This is a genomic window from Micromonospora sp. NBC_00421 (assembly GCF_036017915.1).
In the GTDB taxonomy this organism is placed as follows: Bacteria; Actinomycetota; Actinomycetes; order Mycobacteriales; family Micromonosporaceae; genus Micromonospora.
This window is the reverse complement of the sequence record NZ_CP107929.1, coordinates 289246-313337: the sequence shown is the minus strand read 5'-3', so window position 1 is coordinate 313337 and position 24092 is coordinate 289246. Positions and strand designations below refer to the sequence as shown.

Here is a 24092-nt window from a genome sequence, read left to right as displayed (position 1 = left end):
CCCTCGACGGTCACGTTCCACCGGCCGGGCCGGTTCCGCGTTCGCGGAACCGGCCCGTTCCGTTCCACCGGCCCCGCACCGCACCGACCAGCACCACCAACACCAGGGCGGTCACCACGATCGCGCCGGGCGCCTTGCTGTACCGGGCGACGGTGGTGCCGTCGGGCAGGGTGAGGAAGGATGCCACCGCCGCGGGCAGCACGAACCAGGTGGTCCGGGTCGCCGACACCGCGAGCACCAGCAGCGGCCAGGTCACGTACCACGGGTGCAGGACCGGGGCGAGCAGCACCGTCGCGGCCAGCGCGGCACCCGCCGCGAGCAGGGTGACCCGGGGCCGGGCCGCCGCCAACCGGTGCACCCGCTGCCGGACGTCGTTGAGCCGACGCAACGCCGTCCACGCCCGCCACCACAGCAGCGCCAGCAGCACCGCCAGCACCAGCAGGCCGACCGCCCGGGTCACCGGCACCGCATCCGGGCGTCGGCCGACCCACTCACCGACGTAGTCGACCACGAAGCCGACCGCCGTCGGTGGCGACGTCCACTGCTTCGAGTCGCCACTGCGGGCCAACCCGCCCACCCAGCCCAGCCCCAGCCCGGACAGCGCCGAGGCAGCCGCCAGGGTGACCAGGACCGCCCCGGCCAGCCGGCCGCCGTCGCGCAGCAGGGCCCGGAGGGTGTAGCGGCCGTGCACCGCCGCCAACGCCGCGAACGGCAGCACCACCACCGCTGTCGCCTTCACCGCCACCGCCAACCCGAGCAGCAGCCCGGCCACGAGCAGCGCCCGCGTCCGACCGGGCGACCGGACCAGCACCAGCAGGCCGAACAGGAGCAACCCGAGCATCACCGCGTCGTTGTGCGCGCCGGCCACCAGGTGCACCCCGACCAGCGGGGAGGCCAACCCCAGCCAGGCCGCCCGGCGGGTGGGCACCCCGGCGGCGCGGGCCAGGCCGGGCAGGCAGAGCGCCGCCAGCAGCACCCCGGCCACCGCGTACAGCCGCAGCACGGCCAGGGTGCCGACCAGGGTGCCGCCGAGCACCGCGGCCAGCGCGGCCAGCAGCACGAAGACCGGGCCGTACGGGGCCAGGGTGTCCCGCCAGATCGGTGCCACCGAGTCGACCCACGGGCAGCCGGCCACCGCCACCCCCACCCGGTACGGGTCGTGCCCGGCCGCGTACGACCAGCCCTGGCAGGCGTACGAGTAGACGTCCCGGCTGGCGAGCGGTGGGGTGACCAGCAGCGGCAGCGCCCACAGCCCGGCGGTGACGTACGCCCACCTGGTCGACGGGGCACCGGCGCGCAGCGCCCACCAGGCGCCCACCATCAGCGCCGTCCCGACCAGCCAGCAGCACACCGCGGCGGGGCCGTACGGTGCCCGCCACGGGCCGGTCGGCGGCACCTGAGGCAGCACCCCGCCCAGCCAGCCGGCCACGCCGAGCAGCACCGCTCCGGTCAACCCGAGGTAACGCGCCGAACGGGCCCGCCCTCCGGTCGGCACGCCCGGTCCGGTCACCGGCCATCTCTCCTCAGTCGGCGGTCGAAACCGACGGTTCAGTCGGCGGTCGGATCGGTAGTTCAGTCGGCGGTCGAATCGGCGGTGGTGGGCCGCCGGTCCGCCCGAGCCGACCGTACCAACCGGACGGCCACGACGATCACCAACACCGTCATCAGCGGGGCGCCGGGCAGCTTGGTGAACCGGGCCAGCCCGGTGCCGTCGGGCAGCACCAGGAACGCCGAGATCAACGCCACCAGCGCGAACCACCTGGTCGTCCGGCGGGTCGTCGCGGCGAGCACCGCCATCGGCCAGAGCCAGTACCAGGGGTGGAACAGCGGGGCGAGGGCCACCGTCGCGACCAGGGCCAGGCCGGCGTGCCAGAACGGGTCCCGGGTGCGGGCCCGCCACCACAACCAGACAAGCAGCACCGCCAGCACCATCATGCCGATCGCCCGGGTCACCGGCAGCGCGTCGACGTCCGCGCCGAACAGCGCCGCCACGTACCCGGCGGTCTGCCCGACCGCGGTCGACGGCGACGTCCAGGCGATCACCAGGCCGCCCTGTTCCAGGCCGGCGATCCAGCCGAAGTCCAGGCCCGCCGCCAGGGTCGCGCCGACCACCGCGACCAGCGCACCGCCGGCGACCGGCAGTCCGTCGCGCAGCATTCCCCGGATCCGGTACGGCCCGGCCAGCGCGGCCAGCACTGCGAACGGCACCACCACCAGGGCGGTCACCTTCACCGCGCCGGCCAGGCCGAGCAGCACCCCACCGGCCAGCAGCGGCCAACGCCGCCCCGGGTGGGTCGCCACCACGGCCAGGCCGGCGGCCAGCAGACCGATCATCAGCGCATCGTTGTGCGCCCCCGAGACCAGGTGTACGCCGACCAGCGGGGAGGCCAGCGCCAGCCAGAGCGCCCGCCCCACCGGTACGCCGCAGCGCCGGGCCAGCACCGGCAGGCAGGCGGCGATCAACACCACCCCGAGCACCGCGAGCAGCCGGAACAGGGCGATGTTCACGGTCAGCGCGGTGTCGGTGTCGAGTGACCCGGTGGCCCGGACGATCGCCCCGGCGATCATCACGAACAGCGGTCCGTACGGTGCGGGGGTGTCCCGCCAGATGTAGGAGATGGTGTCGATCCAGGGGCAGGGCAGCGCCGACACCCCCTGCTCGTACGGGTTGATCCCGGCCACGTAGCTGGCGCCCTGACAGGAGTACGCGTACACGTCCCGGCTGCCCAGCGGCGGCGCGAACAGCAGCGGCAGCACCCAGAGCCCGGCGGTGACCAGCGCCCACCGGGTCGACGGCACCCGGTCGCGCAGGGTCCACCAGGCCCAGGCCAGCAGCCCGGTGCCGACCAGCCAGAGGATCAGGATCAGCGGCCCGTGCCGGCTCTGCCAGATGCTGACCGGGGTGGGGCGCAGTTCCCCACCCGGCAGCGCACCCCCGAGGTACGCGGCGATGGCGAGCAGCACCGAGCCGAACAGACCGAGCCAGCGGGACAGGTGGTGAGGCACGTCCGCCATGCTGCCAGTACCGTGGTCGCGGACCGGAGGTGGGCATGCGGGGCAACAGGGTGGTGGGGTCGGCCACCGGTTTCGCCGTCGTGCTCGCCGGGGTGTGGCTGGCGCTGCCCCGACTGGGTTCCGACCTGTCCGCCCAGGTGGCGCGCGCCGACTTCTTCGCCGCGCACGGCTTTGCCCTGGTCGACCTGCGTTGGTACGCCGGCATCCAGCCGTTCGGCTACAGCCTGGTCTCGCCGCCGCTGATGGCGACCCTGGGGGTACGGGTGACGGGCGCGCTGGCCCTGGTCGGCTCGGCCGCCGCGTTCGCCGCCCTGCTGGCACGCACCGGTGTGCCCAGGCCACTGCTCGGCAGCCTGGTCGGGGTGCTGACGATCACCGGCAACCTGGTCTCCGGCCGGGTCACCTACGCCCTCGGGGTGGCGTTCGGGCTGGCCGCCCTGCTCGCCCTGACCCTGCCGACCGCCGATGCCGCACCCGACGCCCGGCCCACCGCCGATGCCGGACCCGGGTCGCCCTCGACCGGCCCGGGCGGACGCTGGAACCGGTCGACCGGCTCGGGCCGACTGATCCGTCGGGGCGGGAACCGGGGCGGTCAGCAGCGCGACCAGGTTCGTCACCCTGGTCAGCAGGTTGGCCGCCGGGCCTGCGGCGGGCGCTGGGCCAGGCCGACCCTGGTGGTGGTCGGCGCGTTGCTGGCCTCGGCGACCAGCCCGGTGGCCGGTCTGTTCGTCGGCCTGGCCGGGGTGGCGTTGCTTGTCACCCGCCGGTACGCCGACGGACTGCTGCTCGGAGTCGCGGCAGCGGTGCCGCTGGCGGTCACCGGGCTGCTGTTCGGCGAGGGCGGCTGGATGAACATCAGCAGCACCGACACCCTGCGGTCGGTCACCGTCAGCCTGCTGGTGGCGGCGCTGGTGGCGTACCGGCCGCTGCGGGTGGCGGCGTTGCTGTCGGCAGCCGGGGTGTTGGCGGCGGCGCTGGTGCACACCCCGGTCGGGTTGAACGCGACCCGACTGGTGACCATGTTCGCGCTGCCGGTGCTGGCCGCCGCCGCCCGCCCACCGACCTGGCTCACCGCCCGACTCCCCACCGCGTTCCGCCTGACCCCCCGGGCGATCGCCCCGGCCCCGGTAGGCGGACCGGCACGCACCGAGCGGAGTTCCGAGGGCGGGCAGACGTCCCGGGCCGGTGGGGTGGTTCTGGCGGCGTTGTTGGCGGTGGTGTGCTGGTGGCTACCGCCGGTGGTGGCGGCCGACCTGCGCAGTGCCGACGATCCGACCGCCGCCCGGGCCTACTTCGACCCGCTCGCCGCGGAGCTGAGCCGGCGCGGGCTCACCGGTCGGGTGGAGGTGCCGCCGACCCGCAACTACTGGGAGGCCGCGCAGCTCGGCGAGGTGCCGCTGGCCCGGGGCTGGCTGCGCCAGGTCGACATCGGCCGCAACCCGCTCTTCTTCACCACCGTCCCGGGGGCCACCGGCACCGGAGTGCCGTTGACCGCCGACAGCTACCGGGCCTGGCTGGACGGGAACGCCGTGCAGTACGTCGCCGTCCCGGACGCGCCGCTGTCCTGGGTGGGCCGGGCCGAGGCGGAGCTGGTCGGCGCGGGGTTGCCGTACCTGACCGAGGTCTGGTCCACCCCGCACTGGCGGTTGTACGCGGTGACCGACCCGACTCCGCTGGTCGCCGCACCCGGAGAGCTGGTGCGGCAGGACGGTGCCACGCTGACGTTCCGGACCGCCGCCGCCGCCCGGGTCCCGATCCGGGTACGGCACAACCGCTGGCTGACCGCCTCGGACGACGCCACCGTCACCGCCGACGGCACGTGGACCCTGGTCACCGTCCCGCGCGCCGGCGTCTGGACCCTGCACGGCTGACCCGCCACCGCCGCCGCCGATCCGGCCGGGCACAGCCACCCCACCCGTTCCATGATCGTGCTCGATCCACGATGCAGTGGCCACCCAAGCGCCGAGCAGGCCACTACAACATTGATCGAGCAGGATCTTGCTCGGCACCGCCCCGGCGACGGGTCGGGGAGGGGCGGGCGCGGACGTGCAGCCGCTCCCCCTGCGGCCCGAAAAGACTGAGAATCTCCGCCGGAGCGTCGTACGGGTTACCGAACCAGTGGGGCGTACGGGTGTCGAACTCGGCGACCTCACCGGAGTCGAGGGTGAGATCGTGGCCGCCGAGCAGCAGCCGGACCCGACCGGAGAGCACGTAGAGCCACTCGTACCCCTCGTGCACCTGCTGGGTCGGCTCCCCCACCGGCACCCCGGGCGGATAGATCATCTTGTACGCCTGGACGCCACCCGGGCGACGGGTCAGCGGCACGATGGTGACGCCGTGTCGGACAACCGGCCGGCGGTGCACCCGGGGGTCCCCGATCTGCGGCGTACCGACCAGGTCGTCCAGCGGCACCCGGTGGAAGCGGGCCAGGGCGAGCAGGAGTTCCAGGGTGGGCCGCCGCCCGCCGGACTCCAGCCGGGACAGCGTGCTGACCGAGATCCCGGTCGCCGTACCGAGCTGACTCAGGGTCACGCCGCGCTGCTGGCGTAGGGCGCGCAGGCGCGGCCCGACGGTGGTCAGCACCTCGTCGGAGCCGACGTCTGCCGTCCCGCCCGGCACCACCCACTGCCCCTGACCCTGCCCGCCCCCCTGAGCCGGCCCGGGTTCCGCTTCCTGATCGGTGTGGTCTTCGGTCACCGCACCAGTTTGCCATTCCGGCAACGATGTTTGGCAGCATGGCGATCCGGGGGGACGATCCGGGGCGTCGGTGGGACGGACCCGCCGCGAGGAGGCAGTGACCATGGCGTACCCGGTGGTGCACGACGTGGTGGTAGTCGGCGGCGGCGCGGCCGGGCTCAGCGGCGCGCTCGCCCTGGGCCGGTTCCGCCGCGACGTGGTGGTGGTGGACGGCGGTGCCCCGCGCAACGCCCCCGCCGACCACGTGCACAACTTCCTGACCAGCGAGGGTGTCCCGCCCACCGCCCTGTACGCGACCGGCCGCGCCGAGGTGGCCCGGTACGGGGTGGCAGTGCTCGACGGCACGGTCACCGCCGCACACCCCGTCGACCCCGCACACCCGGACGACCCCGCACACCTGACCGACAGCGCCGGTCCGGCGCGGTTCGCGGTGACCCTGGCCGACGGCAGTACCCTGCACGCCCGGCGGCTGCTGGTCACCACCGGCCTGGTCGACGAGTTGCCCGACGTGCCGGGCCTGGCCGACCGGTGGGGTCGGGACGTGCTGCACTGCCCCTACTGCCACGGTTGGGAGGTACGCGACCAGGCCGTCGGGGTGCTCGCCACCGGTCCGATGGCCGCCCACCAGGCGCTGCTGTTCCGTCAGCTCACCGACGACGTGGTGGTCTTCACGCACACCGCCGGGCCGTTGCCCGCCGACCAGGCGGAGAAGCTGGCCGCCCGGGGCGTCACTGTGGTCGACGGCGAGGTGGCGGCGGTGGAGGTCACCGCCGACCGGCTCACCGGCGTACGGCTGCGTTCCGGCCCGATGGTCCCCCGGGAGGCGCTGGTGGTGGCACCCCGGTTCGCCGCACGGGCCGCCGTCCTCACCGGCCTCGGGCTGGGCACCGAGGACTTCGTCGTCGGCGGGCACGCCTTCGGCGACCGGGTCGCCGCGGACGCCACCGGCGCGACCGGGGTGCCCGGGGTGTGGGCGGCCGGCAACGTCACCGACCCGCAGGCCACCGTGATCGCCGCCGCCGCCGCGGGCCTGAAGGCCGCCGCCGCGCTGAACGCCGACCTGATCGACGAAGAGACCGACCGGGCCGTCGCCGCGCAACGCACGACGAACGACGCGGACCCCGACCGGACGGCGGCCGCGCAACGCACTACCAACGACGCGGACCCCGACCGGACCGTGGACGAGGAGACCGCCCGGCACTGGGACGAGCTGTACCGGGCCCGGGAGCAGCAATGGAGCGGGCGACCGAATCCGCATCTGGTCGACGTGGTCGGGGCGCTGCCGCCGGGCACCGCCCTCGACCTGGGTTGCGGCGAGGGCGGCGACGCGGTGTGGCTGGCCCGGCAGGGCTGGCGGGTGACCGCGGTCGACGTCTCCGGCACCGCGTTGGCGCGGTCGGCCGCCGCCGTGACGGCCGCCGGGGTGGCGGCGCTTGTCGACTTCCAGCGGCACGACCTGGCCCGGACCTTCCCGGCCGGGGTGTTCGACCTGGTCTCGGCGCAGTTCCTCCAGTCGCCGCTGGAGTTCCCCCGGGCCGAGGTGCTGCGGTCCGCGGCGCGGGCGGTCGCCCCGGGCGGACGGTTGCTGGTGGTCGAGCACGGCGCGGTGCCGCCGTGGGGCAACGCCGCACATCACCACGTGCGGTTCCCCACCCCGCAGGAGACCCTGGCCGACCTCGACCTCGATCCGGACGGGTGGCACGTCGAGCGGCTGGACGCGCCACAGCGGCAGGCCACCACCCCGAACGGCGAGACCGGCACCCTGATCGACCATCTGGTGCTGGTCCGCCGCCGGTGACGGGCCCGGCCGGGAGAGCCCGGCCTGGAGAGCCCGGCCGGGCCACCACACCGACGTCGGGCTCAGCCCTCCAGGACCCGCTGCATGGCGGCCCGGGACCGCCGGGCGGTGCGCAGGTAGTCGTCGAGGAACTCCCCCGGGTCGTCCGCGCCGAGCAGCCGCACCACGCCGGCCAACTCCACCCCGTGCCGGGGGAGCTGGTCGCCGGCCCGCCCCCGGACCAGCATCAGCGCGTTGCGGACCTGCGCGGCGAGGGTCCACCCGGCGGCCATCGCGGCGGCGTCCGCCGGGTCGACAAGCTTGGCGTCCCGCGCCGCCGCGAGAGCGTCGAGGGTACGCGTGCCGCGCAGCTGCGGGTACGCCCCGGCGTGCCGGAGCTGGAGCAGTTGCACCGCCCACTCGACGTCGGCCAGGCCACCCCGACCGAGCTTGGTGTGGGTGGCCGGGTCGGCGCCCCGGGGCAGCCGTTCGTTCTCCACCCGGGCCTTGATCCGCCGGATCTCGACGACCTGCTCCCGGGTCAACCCGTCGGCCGGGTAGCGGACCGGGTCGATCATCGTCTCGAACTCGGTGCCCAGGTCGGCGTCGCCGCAGACGAACCGGGCCCGCAGCAGCGCCTGCGCCTCCCAGACCCGCGACCAGCGGGCGTAGTACTGGGCGTAGGCGGCGAGGCTGCGGACCAGCGGTCCCTGCCGTCCCTCCGGGCGCAGATCGGCGTCGACGCCGAGCGCCGGGTCGGGGGCCGGGGCGGCGAGCAGCCGGCGTAGTTCCTCGGCGATGGCGTGCGCGGTGGCGCTGGCCGTGCTCTCCGGCGTCCCGGCCGGCGGGTCGTAGACGAAGAGCACGTCGGCGTCGGAGAGGTAGTTCGATTCGTACCCGCCGAGCCGGCCCAGACCGATCACCGCGAACCGCAGGCCGGGCAGCTCCGGTTGGGCGGCCCGGACGGCGCGCAGCGCGGCGGAGAGGGTGGCGTCGGTGACGTAGGACAGCCCGGTGCCGACCCGGGTGACGTCGGCCAGCGGGCCGGCCGGTGCGCCGCGTTCGGGGCGCGGGGCCAGCCCGCCGGCCCGGCTGAGCACGTCGGCGCAGGCGATCCGGACGAGTTCCCGCCGGCGCAGCGCGCGTACCGCCCGGGTCGCCTCGACCGGGTCGGCGTGCCGGGCGGCGGCGGCGGCGAACCCGTCGCAGAGCACCTCCCTGGGCCGGGGCGTCAGCTCGGTCTCCTCGGCCAGCAGCCGCAGCGCCTCCGGCTCCCGGGCCAGCAGGTCGGCCGCGTAGCGGGACGACGACAGCACCCGGGCCAGTCGGCGGGCCACCGGGCCCGAGTCACGCAGCAACCGCAGGTACCACGGGGTGCTGCCGAGCTTGTCGGAGACCTGCCGGTAGTTGAGCAGCCCCCGGTCCGGTTCGGGCGCGTCGGCGAACTCGCTGAGCAGCACCGGCAGCAGGGTCCGCTGGATCGCGGCGGTCCGGCTGACCCCGCCGGTGAGGGCCTGGAGGTGCCGCAGCGCCCCCGCCGGGTCGGCGAAACCGAGGATCTCCAGCCGGTGCCGGGCCGCCTCCGGGGTGAGCCGCAGCCCGTCGGCGGGCACCCGGGCCACCGACTCCAGCAGCGGCCGGTAGAGCAGTTTGGCGTGCAGCCGGCGTACCTCGGTGGCGTGGGCGACCCAGTCGGCGCGGAAGCTCTCCACGGCGCTGCGGCCCGGGATGGCGGCGTAGCCGAGCGCGGTGGCCAGCCAGCGCAGTGCGGCCGGCTCGGTCGGCACGGTGTGGGTACGCCGCAGCGCCTGGAGCTGGAGCCGGTGCTCGACGCCGCGCAGGAACCGGTACCCGCGCAGCAGCGCCTCGCCGTCGGCCCGCCCGACGTAACCGCCTGTCACCAACGCGCGCAGCGCCGGCACGGTGCCCGGCACCCGCAGCGACTCGTCGCCCCGGCCGTGCACCAGCTGCAGCAGCTGGACGGCGAACTCGATGTCCCGCAGCCCGCCGGGGCCCCGTTTGATCTCGCGGTCCAGCTCCTTGGGCGGGATGTTGTCGATGATCCGGCGGCGCATGGCGCGCACGTCGGAGACCGCCTCGGGTCGCTCGGACGCCCGCCAGACCAGCGGGGCGAGGGCGTCGATCCACTCGCCGGCCAACGCCAGGTCACCGGCGGCCGGGCGGGCCTTGAGCAGCGCCTGGAACTCCCAGGTGCGGGCCCACCGCTGGTAGTAGGCGAGGTGGCTGGCCAGGGTGCGGACGAGCGGGCCACGGTTGCCCTCGGGGCGCAGCGCGGCGTCGACCGGCCAGGCGACCAGCCCGCAGACGTGGATCAGCCGGGTGGCGACGGCGGTCGCGGCGGGCAGGTCCTCGTCGGTCGCGGCCACGAAGATCACGTCGACGTCCGAGACGTAGTTCAGCTCGTCGCCCCCGCACTTGCCCATCGCCACCACGGCCAGCCGGGGCCGGGACGTGCCCGCCGGCAGCTCGCCCACCGCGATCTCGTACGCCGCCGCCAGGGTGGCGTCGGCCAGCGCGGAGAGCGCCGCCATCACCTGTTCCAGGCCACGCCCGCCGGTCAGGTCGGCCGCCGCGATCCGCAGCAACGCCAGCCGGTACGCCTGCCGCAGCACCGCAACCGGTGCGGTGGCGGTGGTCAGCCGGCCGGCCAGGACCAGATCGAGCCGGCCGTCGGCGGCGGGGGCCAGCCCGTCCGGGGCGGTCCCGAGCACCGTCCACTGCCCGGGGTTGGCGACCAGGTGGTCACCCAGGGCGGAGGAGGCGCCGAGCACGGCGACCAGCCGTCGGCGCAGACCGGGGTCGGCGGCGAGCCCGCTCAGCAGCGCCGACCCGCCCACCGGCCCGGCCACACCGTTGTCTCCCGCCGTCGCCCCCGGCCCGGTCGCCGTCGAGGCGCTACGGCCCGGCCCGGCCGCGCCGTTGCCGGTGGCGCGGCGTTCGGTCTCCACCATCCGGTGCAGTTGGCGCAGCGCCAGATCCGGGTCGGCGGCCCGGGAGAGCGCGGCCAGCAGGTCGGCCGCCGGCCCGTCGGTGGGCTCCTGCTCGTCGGCCCGCCACAGCCCGAGCCCGTCCGCGCCGAGCAGGTCGGCGGCGCGGACCCCGCCGTCACCCTCGGCGAAGCCGTAGCGGGCCAGGCGTCCCCTGGTCGGTCTGCTCATCTCAGTGCCCGAGCAGCGGCAGGCTGCGGCGGGTGTCGTCGTCCAGCTCGCCGAGGGCGAGGGCGGCGAACCGGACGGCGAACGGCTGCCACACCTCCTCGACGTCGGCCATCACCCGGTCGCAGGCGGCCACCACCAGGTCCTCGTCGTAGCCCAGCTCGGCCAGGAGCGCGGAGTCGCGGGCCCAACCGGCGATCATCGCGGTGTCGCACTCGATGTGGAACTGGAGGCCCCAGGCCCGGTCACCGAGCCGGAACGCCTGGTGCGGGTAGCGGGTCGAGGCGGCCAGCAGGGTGGCGGCCCGGGGCAGCTCGGTGATCTCGTCGGAATGCCACTGGAGCACGTCCGGGATCAGCGGCACGTACCGGAACAGCAGGTCACTCTCGGCGGCATCGCGCCGGCCGACCACCCCCGGGCCCACCTCGGGGCCGGACGGGCTGCGCTCGACCAGGCCGGCGTGCGCGGTGGCGAGCAGTTGCGCGCCGAGGCAGACGCCCAGGGTCGGCACCCGGTGCCGGACCGCCTTGCGCAGCAACCCCTCCAGCTTCGGGAACCAGGGCGCCCCGGGGGTGCCGTCGGGTGCCGGGTAGGCCCGCTGGTCGCCGCCGAGCACCACCAGCGCCACGTATCCGGCCAGGTCGTCGGGGAGGTCGTCGCCGGCGTACGGGCGCAGCACCCGCAGCTCCAGGCCCCCCTCCACCAGCCACTCCCCCAACCTTCGGGGGTCGTCGGTCGGGTCGTTCTCGATCACCAGTGCGGTTCCCACGCCGTCGAGGCTATCGGGTACGTCGACCGCCGCCGGGAACGCCTCGGTCCGCGCGGCGGGGCGACTAGGCTCTGCCGCTGTGATCGACGACGACCCGCCCGTGCTGCGCCCGCCCGTGCTGTGCGAGGGCGACACGGTGCTGCTGGTCTCGCCGTCCGGGCCGACCCGCCCGGAGCGGGTGGCACGCGGCATCGAGCTGTTGACCGGCTGGGGGCTGCGCCCGGTGGTGGCCCCCCACGCGTACGCCCGACGGGGTTACCTCGCCGGGGACGACGCGCTTCGCGCCGCCGACCTGAACGCCGCCTTCGCCGACCCGCAGGTCCGCGGCGTGATCTGCACCCGGGGCGGGTACGGCGCACAGCGGGTGGTCGACCTGGTCGACATGGCCGCCGTCCGGCGGGATCCGAAGGTGGTGGCCGGGTTCTCCGACATCACCGCCCTCCAGCTCGCCCTGTGGCGGGGTGCCCGGCTGGCCGGCGTGCACGGCCCCGGGGCCGCCTGGGTCGACGAGCGGACCCCGCTGCGCTCGGCGGAGTCGCTGCACGCCGCGCTGATGACCACCGCACCGGTCACCATGGCGGCGGTGCCCGGGGAGGAGACCTATCCGGTGCGGGTTCCCGGCCGGGCGGTCGGCCGGCTGCTCGGCGGGAACCTCTGCCTGCTCACCGCCACCCTCGGCACCCCGGACATGCCGGACCTGACCGGGGCGGTGCTGCTCGTCGAGGAGGTGCAGGAACCCCCGTACAAGGTCGACCGGATGCTCACCCACCTACGCCGCGCCGGGGCGCTGGCCGGCCTGGCCGGGGTCGCCGTCGGCCAGTTCACCGACTGCGCCGACGGCTGGGACACCACAGTCGTGGACGTCCTCAACGACCGCCTGGGCGACCTCGGCGTACCGGTCCTCGGCGGCCTGCCGATCGGCCACGGCCCCCACCAACTCACCGTCCCGGTAGGCACCGAAGCCACCCTCGACACCAACACCGGAACCCTCACCATCTCCCCCGCCGTCCAGTAACCCCCCACCCCCACCCCCCCGCGCCCCCGCCCCGCCCCGTCCCGCCCGGGTGATCAAGAGGTTTGCGGGGATGGAAAGCGCATTCCTGGCCGAAACCTCTTGATCACCGGGGCCGGCGGGGCGGATTTTCAGCTTGGGGACAGGGTCGGGACGGGGGGTTCTCAGGTTCGGCGGTCACTGTCGGTGACGTCAACGCATCACCACCGACGTACTGGAGGAACGATGTCCCGCACCATGTCGAAGAAGCAGGTGCTGGTCGGCCTTGCCGCCGCCGGTGTGCTCGGGGTGGGGATCGCCGCTCCCACGGTGGCCTTCGCCGAGAGTGGCTCCACCCCGACGCCGAGCGTCAGCAGTGCGGCCGACCAGGGCACCGACCGGCAGCAGCAGCGCGCCGACCGGCAGAACGAGTTCGCCGAGGCGCTGGCCACGGAGCTGGGCGTGGACACCGACAAGGTGACCGCCGCCCTGGAGAAGGTGCGCGCGCAGCACAAGGACCAGGTCAAGGGTGACCGGCCGGAGCGCCCGTCGGCCGAGGACCGGCAGGCGAAGCTGACCGAGCGGCTGGCCCAGGCGGTCAAGGACGGCAAGCTCACCCAGGAGCAGGCCGACGCGATCACCAAGGCCGTCGAGGCCGGCGTCTTCCCGGGTCCGGGTGGCCGAGGCCACCACGACGGCCCGGCGGGTACGCCCGGCAGGTGACCCACCTTCGGCCCGCCCGACCCGGCGGGCCGAAGATCAACGCAGATGGGCCGAAGTTGCGGTGTCCGATGCACCGGGACACCGCAACTTCGGCCCCTTGCATCAGGCGGTGCCCGCCGGGGAGAAGACACCGAGGTGGTTGCCCGACGGGTCACGCAGCAGGGCGAGGGTCAACCCGCCCGGCGTGGTCCGGGGCGGCGTCAGCACCGTGCCGCCCGCCGTCTCGGCCCGGCGGCACGTCTGCGTCACGTCGGTCACCTCGGCGTAGAGGATCGCGTAGCCGGGGGCGCCCTCGGCGATGGCCCGGATGCCTCCGCCGATGCCCGCCGGCTGTCCCGCGCCGGTCGTCCGGTAGGAACCACCCTCGGCCGTACCCTCCTCGACGAAGGTCCAGCCGAACAACTCCGCGTAGAAGCCTTGCACCTCGTCCGGCCGGTCGGTGCCGATCTCGAACCAGGTGATGGGTGTGCTGGTCACGCGTCGCCTCCTGTTCCCCTGCCGGCCGGGCGGCCGGTGGGTTCGGGAGCCAGCCTCCCGGGCGTCCGCGACAGCGTCCTGTCGGTGTTTACGGAAAGAGCCGGCCCGTCGTCGGCACCGGACTCCGGCCGGGCACCAGGCCGACGGGTGTCGCTCCTGACGGTCGGCATGACGACGCCGGGCGATCCGCCCCGGGACTCACTCCTCGCACCCGGGTCGGCTGCTCACACCAGGGTCAGTCGGCGCACCCGCTCGGGCGGGACATCCAGCTCGGTCGGGGAGAACTCCCGGGTCACCCGCTCCGGCAACGCCTCCACCCCGCAGATCCGGTCGGTACGGAAGCAGCGCAGCCCGTCGCGGAGCCGGCACCAGGCCAGCAGGTACCAGTGCCGGCTGTTGCCCAGGTAGCCCAACGGCTCGACCTCACGCGACGAGACCACACCGCAGCGGTCGGCGTACCGCAGGCGGAGCACCCGGCGGGCGGAGACCGCGTCGGCGACGACAGCCGGGACGGAGGTGGTCGGCCCGGTGCCGACCAGCAGCACCCGGCCGGCGAGCAGGCGTGCGTCGGCGGCGTCGGCGGCCGGCAGCACCGCCAGCAGTTTGCGCAGCGCGGTGCCGCCCGCCACGGCGAACGGGGTGCCGGCGAGCCCGTGCAGGGCCACCGCCATCGCCACCGCCTCGGCGGCGGTCAGGTTGACCGGTGGCAGGGTGTGCGACCGGTCCACCACGTAACCGCCGGTGCGGCCGGGCTCGGCCCAGATCGGCACGCCGGTGCCCTGGAGGGCGATGATGTCCCGTTCGACGGTGCGGGTGCTCACCTCGAAGCGGGCGGCCAGCCAGCGGGCGCTGCGCGGCCGGGGTGACACCGCCCGCAGCTCCTCCACCAGGGCATAGAGACGATCCGTCCGGTTCACCCCCGCACACTACGACGGGGGTACGACGAACCGGCCGGTCGACAGGTGGGGCCGGACGCGGACGCAGCCGGCCCGTCACCCGGACCGCCCCCAGCGGGACGGCGCAGGCCACGGGCCGGATTCAGGCGGTGCAGGCGTGTGGCCGCAGGGTCAGGCGATGCAGGCGCAGACGATCAGGGCCGCGCCGAAGTGGGTGGCGGCGCTGACCCGGGCCGCCGGGTGCGGCTCGTCCGCGCAGATCACCTCGCCGAGCCGGCCCGGGGTGAGCAGGTCCAGGACGCCGAAGGCCAGCGCCATGACGGCCAGCCCGATCAACCCGAAGACCACCGTCGAGGCGAGCCCCTTGGCGAAGTCGTCGTAGCTGGTCACGATCGCGGTGAACACGATGCCGGCGACACCGAGCTGGTTGGCGGCCAGCAGCAGCCCGGCGTTGCCGTTGCGGCGTACCCAGATCAGCTCGCGCAGCTTGCCCGGGGTGAGCAGGTCGACCAGCACGAAGCCGGCCGCCATCAGCGCCACCCCGACGACACCGAACACGACGCTCTGCCATGCTCCGGTGAGCAGATCCTCCAGCACCGACGGCCTCCCGACCTCCTGCGCCCGGCACGGCTGCCGGCACGGTGATCGAGACGATAGCGGCACCGCGCCACCCCCGATACCCCCCGGCCAGGCCGGAGCCCGGACCATCGGCAGATCCGGGGCCCCGACGGCCCGGCCTCGCCGGATCCGAGCCGCCGGGGCCCCGGGTCCGAACGGCCCCGGCCCCGGGGCGGCGGGTGCGGCGGGTTACAGCGACAGGTAACGCTGCCGCTCGTACGGGGTGACCTCGCGGCGGTACTGCTCCCACTCGGCCCGCTTGTTGCGCAGGAAGAAGTCGAAGACGTGCTCGCCGAGCACCTCGGCGACCAGTTCCGAGCCGGCCATCACGTCGATCGCCTCGGACAGGTTCTCCGGCAGCGCCTCGTAGCCCATCGCGCGGCGCTCGGCGCTGGTCAGCGACCAGACGTCGTCCTCCGCGCCGGGCGGCAGCTCGTAGCCCTCCTCGATGCCCTTCAGGCCGGCGCCGAGCATCACCGCGAACGCCAGGTAGGGGTTGGTCGCCGAGTCCAGCGAGCGGACCTCCACCCGGGCCGAGTTCGGCTTGCCGTACGCGGGGACGCGGACCAGCGCGGACCGGTTCAGGTGCCCCCAGCAGACGTACGCCGGGCTCTCGGTGATCCGGTCCGGCAACGCCTGCGGGAACAGCCGCTTGTACGAGTTGACCCACTGGTTGGTGACCGCGGTGTATTCCCGGGCGTGCATCAGCAGACCGGCGATGAACGACTTGGCCACCTTCGACAGCTTCATCGGGTCGCCGGAGTCGTGGAACGCGTTGCGCTCCCCCTCGAACAGCGACAGGTGGGTGTGCATGCCGCTGCCCGGCTGGTCGGTGAAGGGCTTCGGCATGAAGCTGGCCTGCACCCCCGTGGAGAGCGCCACCTCCTTGACCACGTGCCGGAAGGTCATGATGTTGTCGGCGGTGGTCAGCGCGTCGGCGTACCGCAGGTCGATCTCCTGCTGGCCGGGGGCGACCTCGTGGTGGCTGAACTCGACCGAGATGCCGATCCGCTCCAGCGCCAGCACGGCCTGGCGGCGGAAGTCCCGCGCCACCGCGTGCGTGGTGTGCTCGAAGTAACCGCCGGTGTCCACGGCGGTCGGCACCGAGCCGTCCTGCGGGCCGTTCTCCAGCAGGAAGAACTCGATCTCGGGGTGGGTGTAGAAGGTGAAGCCCTTCTCGGCCGCCTTGGACAGCATCCGGCGCAGCACGTGCCGCGGGTCGGCCCAGGACGGGCCGCCGTCGGGCAGCAGGATGTCGCAGAACATCCGGGCACTCTCGCCGCTGACTCCACCCTCGAACGGGAAGACCTGGAAGGTGGTCGGGTCCGGCATGGCGACCATGTCGGACTCGAAGACCCGGGCGAAGCCCTCGATGGCCGAGCCGTCGAACCCGATGCCCTCCTCGAAGGCGGCCTCCAGCTCCGCCGGAGCGACCGAGACGCTCTTGAGCGTGCCCAGCACGTCGGTGAACCACAGCCGGACGAAACGGATGTCCCGCTCTTCCAGCGTACGGAGGACGAACTCCTGCTGACGGTCCACTTCCCCAACCCCTCGCGCGACGTACGTCCGGCACCGGGCGGCCGATCCGTCCTGACCGCCCAGTCTTCCCCGGCCTGGTTAAGCAGACGTTACGCGACCTGCTGCCGCTCGTCCTGCGGTGTCCCGACCGACGGATCAGCGGACGGCCCCGCCACCCGCACCCGGCCGGCCGGGGACCGGAAAAGGGTGGCCGTCGTCTCGTCGGAGCGGCCTGATTGACCGGCAGCCGCTGGGGCAAGATGAGGGCATGCCCACCCTGCGTCTGGCCCTGTGCCAGGTCAACCCGACCGTCGGCGACACGGCCGGCAACGCCGAGCTGATCCGCGCCTGGACCCGTCGGGCCGCCGACGCCGGTGCCCAGCTCGTCGCGTTCCCGGAGATGGTGCTCACCGGCTACCCGGTCGAGGACCTGGTCTTCCGCCGTTCCTTCGTCGCCGCCTCGCAGGCCGCGCTGCGCCGGCTCGCCGCCGACCTGGCCGCCGACGGCCTCGGCGACCTGCCGGCCGTGGTCGGCTACCTGGACGCCGACGGTCCGCCCCAGGTCAGCGGGGACGCCCGGCCGGGTCGGGGGGCCCGCAACGCCGCCGCGCTGCTGCACCGGGGCGAGGTGGTGGCCCACTACTTCAAGCACCACCTGCCCAACTACGGCGTCTTCGACGAGGACCGCTACTTCGTGCCCGGGGACACCCTGACCGTGGTCCGGGTCGGCGGGGTGGACGTGGCGCTTACCATCTGCGAGGACCTGTGGCAGGCCGGCGGCCCGTTCGCGGTGGCCCGGCAGGCGGGTGTCGGCCTGGTGGTCAACATCAACGGCTCGCCGTACGAGTTGAACAAGGACGACGTCCGGTTGCCGCTGGTGCGCCGCCGGGCCGTCGAGGCCGGTGCCCCGATCGCGTACGTCAACATGGTCGGCGGCCAGGACGAGCTGGTCTTCGAGGGCGACTCGATGATCGTCACGGCCGACGGGGACCTGCTCACCCGCGCGCCGCAGTTCGTCGAGCACCTGCTGGTGCACGACGTGGAGCTGGCCGGGGCGGGCCCGCACGCCGCCGACACCGAGGACCTCGCCGACGGGATGCGGGTGGTACGTCGTACCGTCGAGGGGATTCCGGCGGCACCGACCGGGCCGGCGGCCGACGGCGGTCTGCTGGCGCCGGTCGCCGACGAGGCCGAGGTGTGGCACGCGCTGGTGCTGGGCCTGCGCGACTACGTCGACAAGAACCGGTTCCCCTCGGTGGTGCTGGGCCTGTCCGGCGGGATCGACTCGGCGGTGGTGGCCGTGCTGGCGGTCGACGCGCTCGGGCCGCAGCGGGTGGTCGGCGTCTCGCTGCCCAGCCAGCACTCCTCGGAGCACTCCCGGGCCGACGCCGAGGACCTCGCCAAGCGGACCGGCCTGGACTACCGGGTCGAGCCGATCCAGCCGATGGTGGACACCTTCCTGGCGAACATCTCGCTGTCCGGGGTGGCGGTGGAGAACCTCCAGGCCCGGGTCCGCGGGGTGATCCTGATGGCACTGTCCAACCAGGAGGGCCATCTGGTCCTCACCACCGGCAACAAGAGCGAGCTGGCGGTCGGCTACTCGACCCTCTACGGCGACTCGGTCGGCGGCTTCAACCCGGTCAAGGACGTCTGGAAGACGCTGGTCTGGCGGCTGGCGAAGTGGCGCAACGCCGATGCGGCCCGGCGGGGTGAGACCCCGCCGATCCCGGAGAACTCCATCGGCAAGCCCCCGTCGGCCGAGTTGAGCCCCGGCCAGCTCGACAGCGACAACCTGCCCGACTACGACGTGCTGGACCCGATCCTGATCGGCTACGTCGACGGTGACCTGGGCCGGGCCGGTCTGGTGGAGTCCGGTCACGACCCGGCGGTGGTCGACAAGGTGCTGCGGCTGGTGGACACCGCCGAGTACAAGCGTCGGCAGTCCGCGCCCGGCACCAAGATCTCGATGAAGGCGTTCGGCCGGGACCGCCGCCTGCCGATCACCAACCGGTGGCGCGAGGACGGCTGAGCACCCGACCCGTCGGGGCGGCGCCCGACCTCCGGGGCGGCCGGGTGCCGTCCCGACGGAGTGACATCCTGCACTGTTCCCTGCCGTCGACAGGTCGTGTGGTGCGACGATCGCGACGGAGCCCGGGGACCGCGACAGCGGCCTCGAGGAAAGGAGACAGCCATGGTGGAGTCCACCCCGACCGAGGTGACCGCCCTGTACGGCGGGCCGGCCACCCGCCGGGTCCGCACCCGTGACCTGATCGCCGCCAAGGAGCGCGGCGACCGGTGGGCGATGCTCACCTCGTACGACCAGTACACCGCCGCGATCTTCGACCAGGCGGGGATCCCGGCGCTGCTGGTCGGCGACTCGGCGGCGAACAACGTGTTCGGTTACGAGACCACCCTGCCGGTGACAGTCGACGAGTTGTTGCCGCTGGTCCGCGCCGTGGTCCGGGCGACCCGGCACACCCTGGTCGTCGGCGACCTGCCGTTCGGCTCGTACGAGGAGGGGCCGACCCAGGCGCTGCGCACGGCGGTGCGGTTCATGAAGGAGGGCGGCTGCCACGCGGTGAAGCTGGAGGGCGGCCGGCGCTGCGCCGACCAGATCGCGGCGATCACCGGTGCGGGCATCCCGGTGATGGCGCACATCGGGTTCACCCCGCAGAGCGAGCACACCCTGGGCGGCTACCGGGTGCAGGGGCGCGGCGACACCGCCGACGAGGTGCTCGCCGACGCGCGGGCGGTGGCCGGGGCGGGGGCGTTCGCGGTGGTGCTGGAGATGGTGCCGGGCGAGGTGGCCAAGCGGGTCACCGCCGAACTGACGATCCCCACCGTCGGCATCGGCGCGGGCCCGGACACCGACGCCCAGGTGCTGGTCTGGCAGGACATGGCAGGGCTGCGCACCGGAAAGGCCCCCCGGTTCGTCAAGCGCTACGCCGACCTGGCCGGGGCGCTGACCGAGGCGACCCGCCGGTTCGCCGACGAGGTACGCGGCGGCGACTTCCCCGCCACCGAGCACACGTTCTGAGTCGGGTGGCGCGGTGGCGGTGCCTCCTCCCCGGAGGAGCCGCCACCGCCCACCGGACCGCTGTCGGAACTGCCGCACCCGGGCCCGGCGGACAGGTGTCCGGGTTGGCAGGCCGAAACGGGTTGACCGGGGATCGGCGAAAGCCGCTAGGGTTCGCTCGTGGATCATGTTCGCTTGTCAACTGTCGCCCTGACCTGTGTCTCCGTGCTGGCCCTCGCGGCGTGCAGCACGGCGGAACCGTCGACGACGGCCGCGCCGTCGGCGTCCGCCAGCACTGCGCCGTCCGCCTCCCCGGCCACCACCGACCCCGCCACCACCGGCCCGGCGACCACCGGCCCGGCCGCTGCCGCCGACCCGGCCGCCGACAAGAAGCTCTGCACGACGGCGAAGAAGATCGCCGACGAGACGAAGGCCGACGTGGTGAAGGCCGCGACGTCGGGTGGCGACCCGGCCCCGGCCCTGAAGAAGGCCTACTCCGAGATGGCGACGGGCCTGGCGAAGGCCACGGCCGGCACCCCCGCCAGCGAGGCCGCCACCGCGCTGGCCGCGTTCGGCGCTGCCGCCGGCCGGGTGGCGACCGCCCCGGACATGGCAGCCGCCGCCGGCCGTCCCGAGTTCCAGAAGACCAGCGCGATGGCGAACGCCGCCTGCAAGAAGGTCGGGGTCGACATCAACTTCTGACGGGACGTCCACCACGGCCGCCGGGAACGGGTGGCGGTCAGAGGTCGGTGACCCGGATGCCGGCGTGCGCCTTGTAGCGCTTGTTGATGGCGATCAGGTTGGCGGTGAACGCCTCGATCTGGTGGGCGTTGCGCAGCCGGCCGGCATAGATGCCGCGCATGCCGGGGATCCGGGCGGCAAGCGCGCCGACGACGTCGACCAGTTCCCGATCCTCGGTGCAGATCAGCACGTCGAGGTCGATCCGGTCGACCTCCGGGTCGGCCAGCAGCGGCGCGCTGACGTGGTTGAACGCCGCGCACACCCGGGAATCCGGCAGCAGGGCCGCCGCCTGCTGCACGGCGCTGCCCTCGGCGACCGGCAGGGCGTACGGGCCCTGCTTGTCGAAGCCGAGCGGGTTGACGCAGTCGACGACGATCTTGCCGGCCAGCGGCCCGGCCAGCGCGGTGACGGTGGCCGCGTGCCCGTCCCACGGCACCGCGATCACCACCACGTCGCTGCGGCGGGCCACCTCGTCGTTGTCCGCGCCGGTCACGTCGACCCCGGCGGGCATCCGGGGCAGCGCGGCGATCTCCGCCGCCACCTCGGCGGCCCGCTCGGCGGCACGGGACCCGATCAGCACCTGCTGACCGGCCCGGGCGAACCGGTAGGCCAGCCCCCGCCCCTGGTCGCCGGTGCCACCGATGATGCCGACGGTCAGCCCGGACACGTCGGGGAGGGTGCTCGCGTCGTATGCCATACCGCCATCCTCGCAAACCGGCCGGGCGCGGCGCGGTGCCCCCGGCGCTCTCCTCTCGGCTGCCCGGCGGCCTCGTCGACCGGCCGCCGGGGACGGTCCCGACCGCCGGGGACGAGGACGCGGGCCGGGGAGTTCAGGCGCGGGCGAAGAGGACCTTGCGGTCGACCGGGTCGGCGGTGACCAGGCGTACGGTGACCCGCTCGCCCAGCGGCAGCTCCCCGGTGCAGCGGGCCCGCACCGGCGGATCGTCAAGCGCCACCGTCCCGCCGGGGACCCGGCCGGGCTTCGACTGGCCGTTCAGGGGCGCGTCGGTGTCCAGCACCGCCGCCGAGAACGTCTCCCCCACCCGGTGTTCCAGCAGCACCGCCTCGGCCAACTCGATCGCACCCCGGGTGGCCGTGCCCGCCGTCCGGTCGGTCGAGGCCATCACCTCCGGCAGCCGGGGCAGCGCCGTCCGGGCCCACTCCGGCACCGGGCGACCCTCGTGCAGGGCCAGGCAGACCTCCGTGGCGTACCGGTCGGCGAGCCGACGCAGCGGGGCGGTGACGTGGGCGTACGCGGCGGCGACCCCGCCGTGCTGCGGCTGCTCGGGCAGCTCGCCGTCGAACGCCGTGTACGCCGCACCACGCATCAGCTCGGCCGCCTGGTCGACGAAGGCGGCGGCCCGGGGTTGCGAGGCGTCCAACCCGGCCAGCACCTCGCCCACCCGTACCCCGTCCGGCCAGTGCACGCCCAGCGGGGCCGCCGCCGCGCGCAGCCGGTCCACCGCCTCCGGCTTCGGCGCCGGCATGGTCCGCAGCAGCCCGATCCGGCCGGCGAGCATGATGTCCGCCGCGGCCATCCCGGTGAGCAGGGAGATCTGGGCGTTGTGGTCCTCCATCGGGCCCGGACCGCGCAGCACCAGCCGCCAGCCGTCCCCGTCGGGCTCGACGTCCTGCTCGGGCAGCGGCAGGTTGACCGCACCCCGACGCAGGCCACGGGCGGTGAGCAGGGCACCGATCTCGGGCAGCAGCGCGATCGGTTCGGGGAGCCGGCCGGCGTCGGCGGCCACCTGCACCCCCGGGTAGTCCAGCTTGGCGCGGCTGCGGACCAGGGCGCGCTCCAGCCCGACGGCGACGGTGGCCCCGTCGGCGTCGAGGTCGATGGTCCAGAGCACCGCCGCCCGGTCGACGTCGGGCAGCAGGCTGGCGGCCCCCTCGCTGAGGGTGGGCGGATGCAACGGCACGTTGCCGTCGGGCAGGTAGACGGTCTGCCCGCGCCGCCAGGTCTCCTCCTCCAGTGGACCACCGGGGCGGACGTGGGTGGCGACGTCGGCGATCGCGTACCGCACCCGGTAGCCGCCGCCGGGCCGGCGGCCGAGGTGCATCGCCTGGTCCAGGTCGCGGGAGGTGGCCGGGTCGACCGTGACGAAGGGGACGTCGGTACGGTCGGCCACGGCGGGCGGCGGGGCGGCGGCCGCCTCGTCCGCCTCGCGCTGCGCCGCGGCCGGGAAGCCGTCAGGCAGTCCCAGCTCACGGCGCAGCGCGCCGAAGTCGATGCGGGGCGCGAGCACACGTCGGATGACCACGGGTCAATCCTGGCAGCGTGCCGCGTGATCCGCCCTCCGGCAGGCGGGCGACGGTCTCCGTACGGTCAGCCGGTGGCCTTCCGGGCGCGTGACCGGGCACCGGCCGGCGCGGTGGCCCGCGCTGCCGCCGTACGTCCGGGGGCCTTGCGGGCGGTGACCTTCTTGGCGGGCGTCTTCCTTGCTGTCGCCTTCGTCGCCGCCTTGCGGGCGGTCGTCGCGCTCGTCTTTCGGGCTGGGGCCTTCTTCGCCGTCGACTTCGACGCGGGAGCCGTCTTAGCGGTCGACTTCCTGGCCGGTGCCTTCTTCGCGGCGGCGGTCTTCTTCGCGGGCGTCGTCTTCTTCGCCGTCGTGGTCTTCCGGGCCGCCGTCGTCTTCGCGGGCGTCGTCTTCCGGGCCGCCGTGGTCTTCGCGGGCGCCGTCTTCCGGGCCGCCGTGGTCTTCGCGGGCGCCGTCTTCTTCACGGCCGTGGTCTTCTTCGCCGCGGTGCGGGCGGTCGCGGTGGTCTTCTTCGCCGCTGCCGCTGTCGTCCGCTTCGCCGCGGTGGTCTTCTTGGCCGCTGTGGTCCGGGCGGTGGCCGTGGTCTTCTTCGCCGCCCCGGCGGTCTTCCGGGCGGCGGCGGTGGTCTTGCCGGCGGCCTTCTTCGCCGGGGCCTTCCGCGCGGTCGACTTCGACGCGGTGCTCCTGGCCGCCGGGGCCTTCTTCGCCGTCGACTTCGACGCGGGAGCCTTCTTGGCGGTGCTCTTGGCCGCCGTCGCCTTCTTCGCCGCGCCGGTCCTGCCGGCCGCCGTCTTCCTGGCCGTGGCCATACCGGCGACCGGCGTCCGGCCCGAGCCGGCACCCGCCGCGCTCGCCGTCGCCCGGCCTGCCGTCGCCTTACGGGCCGCAGCCGTGGTCGTGATGGAGCGGCGGGCCGCAGTGCTCCGGGTCGCGCCTGCGGTCCGCTCCGCCGCGGCGGTCTTCGTCGCGGCCGGGCGGGTGGTGGCCTTTGTTGCTTCGGCCATCTCGGTTCCCTCCTTGGGGACATGCTCCCGCGTGCCTCCGCACGGAGGCACGGAGTCCTCGACGCGGGCCGTCCCGCGCCGTTCAGTTGCCCTCCCCGGCCCAGCGGGCGTCTTCGGCCTCCCACGCCTCGTTACGCTCCTGCACCTTTTGCAGGGCGTTCTCCGCGTCGGCAGCCGATGGATACGGTCCGAGAACGTGCTTGGCAGGGCACACGTCGGCATCGGTCTCGACCCGGTGGTGTCGGGTGCACCAGTAGTAGTGCCCACCACTTCCGCTGTCGTTCATGAGATCACTGTGCACCGGGCGCAGCCCGACCGCCACCGGATCGCCGCAATTGGTCGCGACCCCTTCCACAGTAGACGTGCTCGGACGCCCCGGAGACGGAATCGTCAAACCGGTCCCGACCTGCCCG

Annotated in this window: 20 protein-coding genes; 7 read left to right on the top strand and 13 right to left on the bottom strand. The window is 74.5% G+C overall.

Annotated elements, in window-relative coordinates; translation table 11 throughout:
• Positions 1–10: 10 nt before the first annotated feature.
• Both mptB (OHQ87_RS01385) and mptB (OHQ87_RS01380) read right to left on the bottom strand, forming a co-directional pair.
• Positions 11–1510: a polyprenol phosphomannose-dependent alpha 1,6 mannosyltransferase MptB gene (mptB, locus tag OHQ87_RS01385; protein WP_328344173.1), complete on the bottom strand. Its 1500-nt coding sequence runs from the start codon at positions 1508–1510 to the stop codon at positions 11–13.
• Positions 1511–1572: 62 nt separating this feature from the next.
• A complete protein-coding gene (gene mptB, locus OHQ87_RS01380) occupies positions 1573–3006 on the bottom strand; it encodes a polyprenol phosphomannose-dependent alpha 1,6 mannosyltransferase MptB (protein ID WP_328348705.1) in 1434 nt (477 codons plus the stop codon).
• A 44-nt stretch (positions 3007–3050) separates the two neighbouring features.
• On the opposite strand from mptB (OHQ87_RS01380), the gene OHQ87_RS01375 reads away from it, so the two are divergent.
• Entirely contained in the window at positions 3051–4886 is a 1836-nt protein-coding gene (locus OHQ87_RS01375) for a hypothetical protein (protein WP_328344171.1), read from the top strand.
• A 103-nt stretch (positions 4887–4989) separates the two neighbouring features.
• On the opposite strand, the gene OHQ87_RS01370 is transcribed toward OHQ87_RS01375, so the two are convergent.
• Positions 4990–5598, bottom strand: a complete 609-nt coding sequence (locus tag OHQ87_RS01370) for a helix-turn-helix domain-containing protein (RefSeq protein WP_442930787.1) — start codon at positions 5596–5598, stop codon at positions 4990–4992.
• Between the two features lie 217 nt (positions 5599–5815).
• Between OHQ87_RS01370 and OHQ87_RS01365 the strand changes: the two genes are divergently transcribed.
• Positions 5816–7510: an FAD-dependent oxidoreductase gene (locus tag OHQ87_RS01365; RefSeq protein WP_328344170.1), complete on the top strand. Its 1695-nt coding sequence runs from the start codon at positions 5816–5818 to the stop codon at positions 7508–7510.
• Between the two features lie 62 nt (positions 7511–7572).
• Here OHQ87_RS01365 and OHQ87_RS01360 read toward each other — a convergent pair whose 3' ends face one another.
• Both OHQ87_RS01360 and OHQ87_RS01355 read right to left on the bottom strand, forming a co-directional pair.
• The gene (locus OHQ87_RS01360) at positions 7573–10668 is read right to left on the bottom strand and encodes a bifunctional [glutamine synthetase] adenylyltransferase/[glutamine synthetase]-adenylyl-L-tyrosine phosphorylase (RefSeq protein ID WP_328344168.1); all 3096 of its coding nucleotides are present in this window, start codon (positions 10666–10668) and stop codon (positions 7573–7575) included.
• Between the two features lies 1 nt (position 10669).
• The gene (locus OHQ87_RS01355) at positions 10670–11434 is read right to left on the bottom strand and encodes a type 1 glutamine amidotransferase (RefSeq protein WP_328344166.1); all 765 of its coding nucleotides are present in this window, start codon (positions 11432–11434) and stop codon (positions 10670–10672) included.
• Positions 11435–11516: 82 nt separating this feature from the next.
• Between OHQ87_RS01355 and OHQ87_RS01350 the strand changes: the two genes are divergently transcribed.
• Positions 11517–12449 (top strand): S66 peptidase family protein, encoded by a 933-nt coding sequence (locus OHQ87_RS01350; RefSeq protein WP_442930786.1) that lies wholly within the window; start codon positions 11517–11519, stop codon positions 12447–12449.
• 222 nt (positions 12450–12671) lie between these two features.
• The gene (locus OHQ87_RS01345) at positions 12672–13148 is read left to right on the top strand and encodes a hypothetical protein (RefSeq protein ID WP_328344162.1); all 477 of its coding nucleotides are present in this window, start codon (positions 12672–12674) and stop codon (positions 13146–13148) included.
• Between the two features lie 102 nt (positions 13149–13250).
• Here OHQ87_RS01345 and OHQ87_RS01340 read toward each other — a convergent pair whose 3' ends face one another.
• The 4 genes from OHQ87_RS01340 to glnA form a co-directional block, all read right to left on the bottom strand.
• The gene (locus OHQ87_RS01340) at positions 13251–13625 is read right to left on the bottom strand and encodes a VOC family protein (RefSeq protein WP_328344160.1); all 375 of its coding nucleotides are present in this window, start codon (positions 13623–13625) and stop codon (positions 13251–13253) included.
• 224 nt (positions 13626–13849) lie between these two features.
• On the bottom strand, positions 13850–14542 hold the full coding sequence (locus OHQ87_RS01335) for a helix-turn-helix transcriptional regulator (protein WP_328344158.1): 693 nt from the start codon (positions 14540–14542) through the stop codon (positions 13850–13852).
• A 150-nt stretch (positions 14543–14692) separates the two neighbouring features.
• The gene (locus OHQ87_RS01330) at positions 14693–15118 is read right to left on the bottom strand and encodes a DUF350 domain-containing protein (protein WP_328344156.1); all 426 of its coding nucleotides are present in this window, start codon (positions 15116–15118) and stop codon (positions 14693–14695) included.
• A gap of 210 nt (positions 15119–15328) precedes the next feature.
• Complete coding sequence (gene glnA, locus OHQ87_RS01325) at positions 15329–16678, bottom strand: type I glutamate--ammonia ligase (protein WP_208568774.1); 1350 nt, start codon at positions 16676–16678, stop codon at positions 15329–15331.
• Between the two features lie 247 nt (positions 16679–16925).
• Here glnA and OHQ87_RS01320 point away from each other — a divergent pair, with 247 nt between their 5' ends.
• The 3 genes from OHQ87_RS01320 (at position 16926) to OHQ87_RS01310 (ending at position 20375) form a co-directional block, all read left to right on the top strand.
• Positions 16926–18686 (top strand): NAD+ synthase, encoded by a 1761-nt coding sequence (locus tag OHQ87_RS01320; RefSeq protein ID WP_328344152.1) that lies wholly within the window; start codon positions 16926–16928, stop codon positions 18684–18686.
• A 162-nt stretch (positions 18687–18848) separates the two neighbouring features.
• Positions 18849–19694: a 3-methyl-2-oxobutanoate hydroxymethyltransferase gene (gene panB, locus OHQ87_RS01315; protein WP_328344150.1), complete on the top strand. Its 846-nt coding sequence runs from the start codon at positions 18849–18851 to the stop codon at positions 19692–19694.
• A 174-nt stretch (positions 19695–19868) separates the two neighbouring features.
• Positions 19869–20375, top strand: a complete 507-nt coding sequence (locus OHQ87_RS01310) for a hypothetical protein (RefSeq protein ID WP_328344148.1) — start codon at positions 19869–19871, stop codon at positions 20373–20375.
• Between the two features lie 37 nt (positions 20376–20412).
• On the opposite strand, the gene npdG is transcribed toward OHQ87_RS01310, so the two are convergent.
• From npdG to OHQ87_RS01290, 4 genes are all read right to left on the bottom strand, one after another.
• The gene (gene npdG / locus OHQ87_RS01305; RefSeq protein ID WP_328344146.1) at positions 20413–21111 is read right to left on the bottom strand and encodes an NADPH-dependent F420 reductase; all 699 of its coding nucleotides are present in this window, start codon (positions 21109–21111) and stop codon (positions 20413–20415) included.
• A gap of 133 nt (positions 21112–21244) precedes the next feature.
• Positions 21245–22678: an RNB domain-containing ribonuclease gene (locus OHQ87_RS01300; protein ID WP_328344144.1), complete on the bottom strand. Its 1434-nt coding sequence runs from the start codon at positions 22676–22678 to the stop codon at positions 21245–21247.
• Positions 22679–22743: 65 nt separating this feature from the next.
• Positions 22744–23679, bottom strand: a complete 936-nt coding sequence (locus tag OHQ87_RS01295; RefSeq protein ID WP_328344142.1) for a histone — start codon at positions 23677–23679, stop codon at positions 22744–22746.
• Between the two features lie 82 nt (positions 23680–23761).
• Positions 23762–23965, bottom strand: coding sequence for a hypothetical protein (locus OHQ87_RS01290; protein ID WP_088644869.1), 204 nt, complete (start codon positions 23963–23965; stop codon positions 23762–23764).
• Positions 23966–24092: the final 127 nt, after the last annotated feature.